Origin of the sequence: Vibrio neonatus (assembly GCF_024346975.1) — a bacterium.
GTDB classification, from domain to species: Bacteria; Pseudomonadota; Gammaproteobacteria; order Enterobacterales; family Vibrionaceae; genus Vibrio; species Vibrio neonatus.
In genome coordinates, this window is the sequence record NZ_AP024885.1 from 183041 (window position 1) to 195355 (window position 12315).

The following is a 12315-nucleotide window of genomic DNA, read 5'->3' on the forward strand; positions in this document are numbered from 1 at the left end:
GTCGCAAAGGAAGTCATTTATGAGCACATTACCGTTAGTGATTAAATTAGGTGGAGCAGCACTTGAATGCAGCGAAACCTTGTCTAAGTTATTTAAGGCGATTGAGCAAACATCTCAACAATCTCAACGCTCAATTGTTGTGGTACATGGGGGCGGTTATTTAGTGGATGAATTGCTAAATAGCTTACAGCTTACTTCCACTAAAAAAGATGGACTGCGTGTGACTCCACAAGAGCAGATCCCTCTAATTACAGGCGCACTAGCGGGCACAGCCAACAAAATGCTACAAGGCGAAGCGATTAAAGCGGGTTTAAAAACCGCAGGCTTATGTCTTGCCGATGGCGGATTGTGTCATATCGAACAACTTGATCCAGAATTGGGCGCAGTTGGTAAAGCAACGCCTGGTGACGCAAGTTTATTACAAGCCATTTTGGCAACCAACACATTACCGATCATTAGCTCAATTGGTTTAACAACAGCTGGGCAAATGATGAATGTTAATGCCGACCAAGCCGCCGTAGCCGTTGCGGGTGCTTTGGATGCGGAATTGGCATTGCTATCTGATGTGAGTGGTGTACTGGATGGCAAAGGACATCTACTTGAGAGTTTAGATAAATCTCATGCGGATGAATTAATTCATGGGCAAGTGATCACTGATGGAATGATCGTCAAGGTTCAAGCTGCACTGCAAGCGGCTAGCGATTTAGGTCGACCTATCCAAGTCGCTTCTTGGCGCTACCCAGAAAAATTAGAACAACTGTTTGCCGGACAAAATGTTGGCACCCTTTTTCAGCCTGAATAGTAGGCAATTACATTTAGTAAATAACAATTATTAGGAATGTTCCACAAGCAACGTTCCTATTTATCGGAGAATTTAGTATGAGCAAAGTTAAAGTAAACAAGGTTGTTGTAGCCTACTCTGGTGGCCTAGATACATCAGTTATTATCCCTTGGCTAAAAGAAAACTACGGCTGTGAAGTTGTGGCATTTGTGGCTGATGTAGGTCAGGGCGAAGAAGAGCTACAAGGCATCGAAGAAAAAGCGAAAGCATCAGGTGCATCGGCTTGTTACATTGCTGACCTAAAAGAAGAAATGGTAGCAGATTACATCTTCCCAACACTAAAAACAGGCGCATGCTACGAAGGTAAGTACCTACTAGGTACTTCTATGGCACGTCCTATTATTGCTAAGGCTCAAGTTGAAGTGGCACGTAAAGTAGGTGCAGACGCACTGTGTCACGGCTGTACAGGTAAAGGTAACGACCAAGTTCGTTTTGAAGGCGCATTTGCAGCACTAGCACCAGACCTACATGTGATTGCGCCTTGGCGTGAGTGGGATCTAGTAAGCCGTGAAGAGTGTCTAGATTACCTAGCTGAGCGTAACATCCCTTGTTCTGCATCACTGACTAAAATCTACTCTCGTGATGCAAACGCATGGCACATCTCAACAGAAGGTGGCGTTCTAGAAGATACATGGAATGCGCCAAACGATGATTGCTGGGCATGGACAGTCGATCCAGAGCAAGCGCCAAACGAATCAGAAACAGTGACTGTTAAAGTTGAAAAAGGCGAAGTGACTGAGATCAATGGCGAGAAAATGACGCCATACAACGCGCTAGTATTCTTAAATGAAAAAGGCGTTAAACACGGTGTTGGTCGTATTGATATCGTAGAAAACCGTCTTGTTGGTATGAAATCTCGTGGTTGTTACGAAACTCCAGGGGGCACTATCATCATGGAAGCGCTACGTGCTGTTGAGCAACTTGTGCTTGATAAAGCCGCTTTTGAATTCCGTGAAGAGTTGGGCGTAAAAGCGTCTCACCTTGTCTATGATGGCCGTTGGTTTACTCCACTATGTCGTTCAATCCTTGCTGCTTCAGATGAACTGGCTCAAGATGTGAATGGTGAAGTAGTGATTAAACTGTATAAAGGTCAAGCAACCGTTGTTCAGAAACGTTCTGACAACAGCCTTTACTCTGAAGAGTTTGCTACATTCGGCGAAGACGAAGTATACGACCAAAGCCATGCTGAAGGCTTTATCCGTCTGTACTCGCTTTCAAGCAGAATCCGCGCTCTTAATGAATTAAAGAAATAGCGTTAAAAATAGAATAAAGTAAGCAGCATTAGACTAAGGAATTTCAGGAGAACACAATGGCATTATGGGGCGGTAGATTTACCCAAGCAGCAGACACTCGGTTTAAACAGTTCAACGATTCACTTCGCTTTGATTACCGATTGGCTGAGCAAGACATTGTTGGCTCGATCGCTTGGTCTAAGGCTCTGCATTCGGTCAATGTTCTAACAGAAGAAGAGCAACAGAAACTTGAGTTAGCACTTAACGAGCTAAAACTGGAAGTGATGGAGGATCCTGAACAGATCCTTCAATCTGATGCTGAAGATATCCACTCATGGGTAGAGCAACAGTTAATCGGCAAAGTCGGGGATCTGGGTAAGAAGCTACACACCGGTCGTTCACGTAACGATCAGGTAGCAACGGATCTTAAACTCTGGTGTCGTCAGCAAGGTAATCAACTGTTGATTGCTCTAGATAAACTGCAAACCAAAATGGTTTCTGTTGCTGAGCAACATCAAGGCACTGTATTGCCAGGCTACACGCACTTACAGCGTGCTCAGCCGGTAACTTTTGCACACTGGTGTCTTGCCTACGTTGAAATGCTAGAGCGTGACTACTCAAGACTGAGTGACGCAATCAAGCGTTTGGATACTTGTCCGCTAGGTTCTGGCGCATTGGCGGGTACGGCTTATCCAATGGATAGAGAGCAACTCGCGCATTCATTGGGCTTTCGTCGTGCAACCCGTAACAGTCTAGATTCTGTTTCTGATCGTGACCATGTTATGGAGCTGATGTCGATTGCATCACTGTCAATGTTGCATCTGTCTCGTCTGGCAGAAGATATGATCTTCTACAACTCAGGTGAGTCTAACTTCATTGAATTGGCTGACACTGTGACTTCAGGTTCTTCATTGATGCCACAGAAGAAAAACCCAGATGCACTAGAGTTGATTCGTGGTAAGTGTGGCCGTGTGTACGGTTCACTGGCGGGCATGATGATGACAGTTAAAGCATTGCCACTAGCGTACAACAAAGACATGCAAGAAGATAAGGAAGGTCTATTTGACGCCTTAGACACTTGGAATGATTGTATGGAAATGGCGGGTCTGTGTTTTGAAGGCATTAAAGTGAACGGTGAACGTACACTTGAAGCGGCGAAACAAGGCTATGCGAACTCTACTGAGCTTGCTGATTACCTAGTAGCGAAAGGCATTCCATTCCGTGAAGCGCACCATATTGTTGGGGTTGCGGTCGTGGCGGCCATTGCTAAAGGTTGCGCACTGGAAGAGTTGAGCATTGAAGAGCTGAAACAGTTCTCTGATGTTATTGAGCATGACGTGTATGAGATTCTGACCATAGATTCTTGTCTTGAGAAGCGTTCAGCACTGGGCGGTGTAAGCCCGCAACAGGTGGCGCATGCGGTTGAACAAGCACAGCAACGTTTAGAGCAAAGAGACACCTCTGGCGTTAAAGTTCGCGCTGCTCGCCTCACTGATATCGATACCTTAGAAGGTATGGTGGCTTACTGGGCTGGCTTAGGTGAAAACTTGCCGCGTAGCCGCAGTGAACTGATCCGTGATATTGGCTCTTTTGCGGTCGCAGAGCATCTTGGTGAAGTGACAGGTTGTGCTTCTCTGTATGTGTATGACTCAGGCTTAGCTGAAATTCGCTCTCTAGGTGTAGAGGCGGGTTGGCAGGGACAAGGTCAAGGCACAGCGGTTGTACAGCACTTGGTAGAACGAGCTCGTCAAATGGCGATTAAGAAAGTCTTTGTACTGACTAGAACGCCAGAGTTCTTTATGAAGCATCACTTCATTCCGACCTCAAAAATGCTACTACCAGAGAAAGTGCTAAAAGACTGTGAACAATGTCCACGTCAACACGCATGTGATGAAGTGGCATTGGAGCTGAACCTTAATGAGCAAATAATAGCTACGGTCAACGTCGCTTAATGTTGCACAGCACTATGCTAAATAACAGCACTATGCTAAATATCAGGAACTAGTTTAAAAAAGCAGTGTCTATAACAATACCACTGCTTTTCTTAGACCATTTCTAAGACGGCCCTTGAGCAAATCTGTTCAGGGGCCCTTTGTTTTTATGCGCGGTAGCGATTTTCTGTCATTTGCTATTCGATCTCATAGACACTTTCTAATCATTCATCTAGCCCCATAAACATGAACTTATTTACAATGCCGTCTCTATTTTAAGGGGATAAAAATACCATGATTGAACGTCAACAAACCAAACAACGAATGAGCCGTATTGTTAAGCACAACGGAACGATTTACCTATGTGGTCAGGTGTGTGCCGATGCCACTAAAGGCATTACTGAGCAAACCCAAACTATGCTGGATAAAGTAGAAGAATTGCTACTCGAAGCGGGCAGTGATAAAGAGCATATGCTGTCTGCCACCATCTACATCAAAGACATGCAAGATTTCCAAGAAATGAATGCCGTTTGGGATGCTTGGGTACCAGAAGGTCATGCACCGGCACGAGCGTGTGTCACTGCTGATATGGCTCGTGAAGCTCTGTTAGTTGAAATCTCAGTGATTGCTGCAGAAAAATAACTCAATCTAATCTTATTTTTGAAGGGTTCCCCACGTTATTAAAAACTATTTTGATAGGTATTAACGTTTGGTGTTACCTTATTGATAGGTAAATATTATTGAGAACAACTTTTGAATATTAGAGATTTTGAATATTTAGTGTCTTTGGCCGAGCACAAACATTTTCGTAAGGCCGCTGAAGCCTGTTTTGTGAGTCAGCCGACGTTAAGTGGTCAAATTCGTAAACTTGAAGATGAATTAGGTACCGCTTTACTTGAAAGAAGCAGTCGTAAAGTGTTGTTTACCGATGCTGGACTGTTACTTGTCGAACAAGCCAAGAAGGTACTTGCTGAAATTAAGCAGTTTACTGAAATGGCCAGCGCACAGGGTGATTCAATGCATGGGCCGATACATATAGGCTTTATCCCTACGGTAGGCCCATACCTGATGCCGCTGATTGTACCTAAGATAAAACATGATTTTCCTGATTTGGAAATGTTCCTGTATGAAGCGCAAACGCATCAGCTGGTTTCACAATTGGAAGAGGGAAAACTGGATTGTCTTATTCTGGCCGCAGTAAAAGAAACCGAACCTTTTAATGAGTTAGATATTTATGAAGAACCATTAGTTCTGGCGGTTCCTGAAAATCATCGATGGGGCGGGTTACAACAACTGGATATGCAGGAGTTGCAAGGCAGTACCGTACTTTCTTTAGGGGATGGGCACTGTTTGCGAGATCAAGCACTAGGGTTTTGCTTTGCTTCTGGCGCAGTGGAAGATCAACGCTTTAAAGCAACCAGCTTGGAAACACTGAGAAATATGGTTTCTGCGGGCTCGGGTATTACTCTGTTACCAGAATTAGCTGTGCCACAGGAAAAATCCAAAGATGGCGTAAGCTATATTGAAGCGGTCAACCCTCAACCCTGTAGAAAATTGGTTTTGGCTTATCGACCGGGCTCACCATTCAAACCAAGGTTTGAGGCATTAGCAAAGTATATCGCCACTAGCTTGCAAGAGTCTTGATTAAGCGAGATAAAAAAATCCCCAGACATTGTCTGGGGATTTTGTGTTTCTAATGCTTAGAATAAGCTTCCGCTATCTTCGCCATCCTCACTATCAGAGGAGTCACTGGAGAAAATATCTTCGCCGTAGAATCCATTGCTAGTGTTTTCAGGTTCGTATTCTGTCGGCGCTGTGCCTTCTAGGAAATACTCAAAGCGAGATGTTTCGTCGGCTTTTTGTGTCAGTAGGCTAGAACTACGATCAATACGTGCTTGAATGATGTGTCTAGGCACATGCTTACGTTTAATTGGCTTATCAGCCAATGCCACACGCATAAAGTCAATCCACGCAGGTTGTGCTGTTTTCGCCCCCGCTTCACCGCCAGAGGCTTGTTTAGAGCCTAGGTTAGCGTTTTTGCTAGTACGTCCTAGGTTGCGGTTGTGATTATCAAAACCAACCCAAGTAACGGCAACAACATTTGGACCAAAGCCACTGTACCAAGCATCTTTCGATGAGTTAGTGGTACCTGTTTTACCGCCAATATCACGACGTTTTAGGGTTTGCGCACGGAAACCTGTGCCATTCCAGCCTGTACCTTTAGACCAGTTACCACCACCCCAGATGTTGCTGTACATCAACTCTCTGACTAAGAAAGCGGTTTGTGGGGTAATCACTCTTGGTGCGTATCTTGGTTGAGTATGCTCAGCCTGAATAGTTTCACCTTTGTCATTGGTTAGCTCTGTTAGCTTCATTTCATGATCTTGAGCGTGTTTAGTCACGTCAGTTACTAAGGTGTTGTCACAGTGAGTTTTACAGATAACCGTTGGGTTAGCTTGGAAACGAACTTCACCATATGGGTTTTCTACACGTTCAATGTAGAAAGGTTCTACATAGTAACCGCCGTTGGCAAACACGGAATAACCTTGCGCCATTTGCACCGGCGTCAAGCTACCGGCACCTAGTGCGATGGTTTCTGAGCGAGGCGTGTTCTCTTTAGCAAAGCCAAAGCGAGTCAGATAATCACGAGTCTTATCCAGACCCACAGCACGCAATACACGCACCGCCATTACGTTTTTCGATTGAGCAAGCCCGATACGAAGACGTGTTGGACCAAGATAAGTCGGTGGTGAGTTTTTAGGACGCCACGCAGTGCCAGCACTCTCATCCCATTGGTTGATAGGGGCATCGTTGATCAAGGTTGCCAAAGTCATGCCATCATCAATCGCAGCCGAATAGATAAATGGTTTAATACTTGAGCCTACCTGACGTAACGATTGAGTAGCACGGTTGAACTTGTTGTGTACAAAGTTAAACCCGCCAACCAATGAGGTAATACGTCCTGAGGTTGGTTCAATAGAAACCATTGCCGTATTCGCGCTTGGGATTTGGCTTAGTCGCCAAACAATCGGCGCTGGTTCTTCTGCTGGTTGTTGCTCAGTATCTGCTTTTGTATCAACGACAGGCGTTTCTACAGGAGTCAGTGCGCGAGCTATGTCCGTTGGACGAACCCAAACTTGCTGGCCAACTTCTAGAATGTCAGATGCGCTTTTCGGTGCAGGACCTTGGCTCTTATCGGTTTTATAACGACGAGCCCAGCTCATGCCATCCCATTCTATAGTTTGGTAACCATAACTTTTAATGAAGACTTGAGCCGTTTTACCCTCAATGTTAGTGATCACTGCCGGGCGCATAGCACCATAGCTTGGTTGGGTACGTAGGTATTTCTCTAGAGCGGGTTGATCCATAGCGGTTGCATTGGCAGCCCAAACGACTTTCTCTTCACCACGGTAACCATGACGTTCGTCGTAGTTCACAAGGTTAGTGACAGCCGCAATATTAGCTGCATTTTGCAGTTTTGAATCTACCGTGGTGTAGATGCGCATACCTGAGGTATAAGCCGCTCCTTCACCAAATTTTTTCACCATCCAAGCACGAGCGATTTCTGCCACGTATGGCGCTCTTACTTGTGGCTGTGCGCCATGAGTCTCACCTAACAGATCTTCTGCTGTCGCATCATCAAATTGCTGTTGAGTGATTTTTTGCTCAGCAAGCATTCGGCCCAGTACCACATTACGTCGCGTGGTGGCGCGATCGATAGAATAGATAGGGTTCATGGTTGACGGCGCTTTTGGTAGGCCGGCAATAACTGCCAATTCACCTAGCGTAAGGTCTTGTAGACTTTTACCAAAGTAAACTTGGGCAGCGGCACCTACACCATAGGAGCGATGTCCTAGGTAGATTTTATTAAGGTATAACTCGAGGATCTCTTGTTTACTTAATAACTGCTCAATGTGAACGGCGATAAATATCTCTTTAATTTTACGCATTACTTTCTTCTCATTGGATAAGAAGAAGTTTCGAGCTAACTGCTGAGTAATGGTACTTGCCCCTTGGCTGGCTGAACCTGTTGAGATTACAGCGACAGCGGCGCGAGTAATACCAATAGGGTCAAAACCATAGTGCTCATAGAAGCGGCTATCTTCGGTAGAGATAACAGCATCAATCAGTTCTTGAGGGATTTGATCAAGTTTTAAAGGGATACGACGCTTCTCACCAAACTGGGCGATCAGTTTACCGTCGTGTGTGTACACCTGCATTGGTGTTTGCAGTTCAACATCTTTCAGCGTTGCCACATCCGGCAATTGGGGCTTCAGATAATAGTAAAAACCAAAAATTGTACCTAGCCCAAGAACGATGCAAATCAGTGCAAGGACTAATGTAATCTTTATGAACTTCACCCAAGTTTCCTTGTTTTTGAAAGATTTAAATTTGCTCATATTAACAACGAGCATAAACACTAACTTAGTGTAACCGCTTTTTTAGTTGGCTACCTAAATTTTTGATATTTACTGTATTTAACAGGGATTTGTATGCTTTATTCCATATTTTCCGGTATTTCCATACGTCAAAACAAACTGATTTGTGTTGTGCTGAAGAACGGTAAATCGGGATGGAAAATACAGGATTGCCTGACTTATCCGATTAAAAGTAAAAATGATTGGAAATCCGTTAGCGCAGAGCTAAATAAGCATTTACCAAAATGGCGGAATTGTGTCGCAATAAGCTTACAATTTGAAGAGGTGTTACGTAAGAGTTCTGTTATAAATTCACCTTTATCCGCCGATGAAGAGTCATCTTATGTGCGTGAACAGCTATCTCAAGTGTTAGGGCAAGACCCACTTGCCTATGACTATAAGCGCAGTGTCGATCAAAGCGAAGCAGAGGATCTCGACTTATTTATCTGTAAAAAGGAGACATTGGATACCTTACTAAATGAAACTAGCTTAACCATTAATGTGGTGGGGTGGGCACTGACGGATTTAGTTATCTTGAGTCAGCACTTGTTAGCAAATAAGCGGTTAAAGGCTGATTACGCCGTACAAATCAGCGATGACAAAATCACCGCCTTATCTCTTGATGGGCGACTCGCCACTCACACACTTGATGCCAATCCGTATAGTTTTTCTGAGCTGACCCAGAGCTTACGTCAACATGAATCTGCGCTGAACTTGCATCCAGAAAGTTCTAATTTGTGTTTATTGTTATTTGGGACTCAAGCACAAGTAACTCACTTCCAAGATGAAACCGCGAACGATTCAAACCTTGATTGTATTGATGCCTCTAAATTGTTGCAGGATAAAGTTGAACAGACGGAACTGATGGCATTTAGCTCGTATTATCCTGCACTTGCCTGTGCGCTTGGGGCAATGTCGTGGTGTGAGATGCTCTAATGATTAATTTTCTTCCTTGGCGAGAGCAAATAGCGCGCCGTAAAAAGTGGGCTTTTATCTTACGTCTTACTTTGTTGCCCTTGTTAGTGTTAGTTGGCGCGCTGATAGGGTTTGGGTTTGCTGCGCAATACCAACAACAGCTACGCACTGATCTACAAGCATTAACCTCGGAAGTCACTTCTGCGAAGCGTATTCATCTTGAGGCGACTAGTATCGCTGAGCAGCAGAATAACTGGCGCGAACGCTTGCTGTTAGCGCAGAGTTATCATGCTCAAGGTGAACGTCCTTTACCTATCGATATTTTGCCGCATAAGCCAACCATGCAAGGCATCAGTTTATTGAGCTTTGTTTGCCAACACTCAGAATGCGCAATTGAAGGAATGGTTCAGCATATCCATCAACTCAGCCCTTTTATGGATGAGTTAGCCTCGTCCCCTTTCTTAAAGTATCTACAGATTGAACAACTGCAGCCAAAGACCCGCGATGATAGGCAAAGTAGCACTCTATTTTTGATCTCATTTCAATTGGTCAATGAAGCACTGTGAGTTGGTTACTGTTTTACGACTGGAGTCGTTGGCTTTATTTCCCTAAAGCTTGGGTTTACGGGGTAAGTGTATTGATTGCAAGTTGCTGCGCGCTGGGTGCGTGGGGAGTTTGGGTTGGGTTTATGCAGCCAACACAGCAACAACTTAAACAGCAGTTGTTATCCAAGCAACATGAGCATCTTATCTTTTTAAAGAAATTAGAATTACTGGCTCAGCCACAACAAGATTATCAAGCTCAGTATCAACAGCTGATGATGAGCCGCCCCTTAACACTGTCAAAAGTGCACCTGTTTAATTATGTCTCCGCCGATTTACAACATTCTGCGGCGCTACTTAGTGTGTGGCAGTGGCATAAAGCACCTCATAGCCATCACCTTACCATTGAGTTGCAAGGAGAGTTTTCTGCCCTGCGAAGCCTAGTGCAAAAGGTGATGGGATATTCAGACTTTGTTGCTCTAGAGAGTCTGGCACTAACGCGGGATTCGGTGCATAGCGATAGAGTTGATGGGCGGTTTGTGTTTGCCTTTTTTATTGGGGATGAAATAGGGGAGTAATCACATGCAACGTATTTCTTTCATCCTTATTTTGTGTGGTTTTTTTAGCCCAGTTCTGTCTGAGGAACAGCAGGCCGAGGAACAGCAGTGGTTCTCGGTACCTGTGGTTAAGACGAGCGACAGCTCAGCTAAAGTGGTGACCCTAACACCAAGTAAACCACAGCCTACTAATCCACTAGAGACATTAAATACTTTAGCTGTTCATCCACCGCTATCCTCACAACTGTTCGCAATTAAATACGCTAAAGCGTCAGACATTGCCGATATTTTGGATCATCATCGCCGAGTAGGGACAGTTTCAGAATTTGGCTCTATCGCGGTCGATGAGAGAACTAACTCACTACTTATTTATGACCATCCCGACAATTTAGTGCGCATCGTTGAGATTATTGAATCTTTAGATATCCCAGTTAAACAAGTACAAATTGAGGCCAGAATCGTCACTATTAATGAGGGGGAATTGGATGAGCTTGGCGTGCGTTGGGGCTTTAGCAATATCAATACGGATAGCAAAATCACCCCTAGTATTGAAGCATCAAAGGGCAGTACGGATTTGGCAGACCATTTAAATGTGAACTTGGGACTAGCCAACCCGAATGCCTCCACAGTTGCTTTTCAATTGGCAAAACTAGGTTCAGATACCTTACTGGATTTAGAGCTTTCTGCTCTGCAGGCTGAATCAAGAGCCGAAATTATTTCCAGTCCAAGGTTAGTCACCACCAATAAACAGGCAGCCTATATTGAGCAGGGCTCTGAAATCCCCTATTTAGAAGCGGCGTCTAGTGGCGCGACATCTATTTCATTTCGTAAAGCGGTGCTGAGTTTGAAGGTAGTTCCGCAGATAACGCCAGATAATCATCTGGTTTTAGACTTGATAGTGACCCAAGACAGACCTGGGCAAGTGGTCAAAACTGGCATCGGTGAATCGGTAGCTATCGACACTCAACGTGTGCAAACGCAAGTTTTGGTTGAAAATGGTGAAACTATCGTACTGGGTGGAATTTATCAGAAAAGCATTACGCGAAATGTAGAGAAAGTGCCGTATCTTTCTGATATTCCTTGGTTTGGTCGCTTTTTTAAGCGAACTTCAGACAAGTTTGGACGCAGTGAGTTGTTGATATTTGTTACTCCATCCATCCTCTTTCCAAAAAAAGATAAAATATAATTTGCAATGTAGTGATCAAATCCAGATAATTTCGGGTCTTATCACGATTCATATGTGAGGAACTTGGCGTCATTTCTCTATACCGACTATTTAGCGGTAAAATGAAGGTGGCGGTGTAATTTGACTTTAACGTTGTAAAATACTGCTTAACATGGCTGAAAAACGTAATATTTTCCTTGTTGGCCCAATGGGCGCCGGCAAAAGCACAATAGGTAGACACCTAGCACAGCAACTTCATATGGAGTTTGTTGATTCTGATACGGTAATCGAAGAGCGCACTGGCGCTGATATCGCTTGGGTATTCGATGTGGAAGGCGAAGAAGGCTTCCGCAAGCGTGAAGAAGGTGTGATCAATGACCTTACCCAAGAACAGGGTATCGTTCTTGCGACCGGTGGTGGCTCAGTAATGAGTAAAGAAAACCGCAACCGTCTATCTGCTCGTGGCGTGGTAGTGTATCTAGAGACCACTATCGAAAAACAACTTGCTCGCACTAATCGCGATAAAAAGCGTCCGCTTTTGCAAACTGATGAACCTCGTGAGGTTCTTGAGGCTTTAGCTGCAGAGCGTAACCCACAGTATGAAGAAGTTTCAGACTATACGGTTAAAACTGACGATCAAAGTGCAAAAATAGTTGCAAATCAAATCGTTAAAATGTTGGAAGAGCGTTAATCTTCCAACGTTAATCTTACTGA

General features: G+C 44.4%; 11 protein-coding genes. 10 read left to right on the plus strand and 1 reads right to left on the minus strand.

Features of this window, described 5'->3' with window-relative positions:
* Window positions 1–19 precede the first annotated feature (19 nt).
* From argB to oxyR, 5 genes are all read left to right on the plus strand, one after another.
* Window positions 20–802 carry an acetylglutamate kinase gene (gene argB, locus OCU38_RS00860; protein WP_261823437.1) on the plus strand — a complete coding sequence of 261 codons (783 nt, stop codon included), beginning with the start codon at window positions 20–22 and terminating at the stop codon, window positions 800–802.
* A 77-nt stretch (window positions 803–879) separates the two neighbouring features.
* Window positions 880–2094 (plus strand): argininosuccinate synthase, encoded by a 1215-nt coding sequence (locus tag OCU38_RS00865; protein WP_021714277.1) that lies wholly within the window; start codon window positions 880–882, stop codon window positions 2092–2094.
* Between the two features lie 56 nt (window positions 2095–2150).
* Complete coding sequence (argH, locus tag OCU38_RS00870; RefSeq protein ID WP_021714278.1) at window positions 2151–4025, plus strand: argininosuccinate lyase; 1875 nt, start codon at window positions 2151–2153, stop codon at window positions 4023–4025.
* A gap of 273 nt (window positions 4026–4298) precedes the next feature.
* Window positions 4299–4646 carry a RidA family protein gene (locus OCU38_RS00875; protein ID WP_023402429.1) on the plus strand — a complete coding sequence of 116 codons (348 nt, stop codon included), beginning with the start codon at window positions 4299–4301 and terminating at the stop codon, window positions 4644–4646.
* A 111-nt stretch (window positions 4647–4757) separates the two neighbouring features.
* Window positions 4758–5648 carry a DNA-binding transcriptional regulator OxyR gene (gene oxyR, locus OCU38_RS00880; protein ID WP_261823438.1) on the plus strand — a complete coding sequence of 297 codons (891 nt, stop codon included), beginning with the start codon at window positions 4758–4760 and terminating at the stop codon, window positions 5646–5648.
* Between the two features lie 56 nt (window positions 5649–5704).
* Here the strand turns inward: oxyR and OCU38_RS00885 are convergent, their stop codons facing one another.
* Window positions 5705–8365, minus strand: coding sequence for a penicillin-binding protein 1A (locus OCU38_RS00885; RefSeq protein WP_261823439.1), 2661 nt, complete (start codon window positions 8363–8365; stop codon window positions 5705–5707).
* A gap of 132 nt (window positions 8366–8497) precedes the next feature.
* Here OCU38_RS00885 and OCU38_RS00890 point away from each other — a divergent pair, with 132 nt between their 5' ends.
* The 5 genes from OCU38_RS00890 (at window position 8498) to aroK (ending at window position 12292) form a co-directional block, all read left to right on the plus strand.
* Window positions 8498–9358: a hypothetical protein gene (locus OCU38_RS00890; RefSeq protein ID WP_261823440.1), complete on the plus strand. Its 861-nt coding sequence runs from the start codon at window positions 8498–8500 to the stop codon at window positions 9356–9358.
* Window positions 9358–9903, plus strand: a complete 546-nt coding sequence (locus tag OCU38_RS00895) for a PilN domain-containing protein (protein ID WP_261823441.1) — start codon at window positions 9358–9360, stop codon at window positions 9901–9903. Before OCU38_RS00890 ends, OCU38_RS00895 begins: the two co-directional genes overlap by 1 nt.
* Complete coding sequence (locus OCU38_RS00900) at window positions 9900–10457, plus strand: hypothetical protein (protein WP_261823442.1); 558 nt, start codon at window positions 9900–9902, stop codon at window positions 10455–10457. The genes OCU38_RS00895 and OCU38_RS00900 overlap by 4 nt, the downstream gene beginning before the upstream one ends.
* Before the next feature lie 4 nt (window positions 10458–10461).
* Complete coding sequence (locus OCU38_RS00905; protein ID WP_261823443.1) at window positions 10462–11622, plus strand: type IV pilus secretin PilQ; 1161 nt, start codon at window positions 10462–10464, stop codon at window positions 11620–11622.
* A 151-nt stretch (window positions 11623–11773) separates the two neighbouring features.
* Window positions 11774–12292, plus strand: a complete 519-nt coding sequence (aroK, locus tag OCU38_RS00910) for a shikimate kinase AroK (protein ID WP_023402436.1) — start codon at window positions 11774–11776, stop codon at window positions 12290–12292.
* The last annotated feature ends 23 nt before the right edge of the window (window positions 12293–12315 follow it).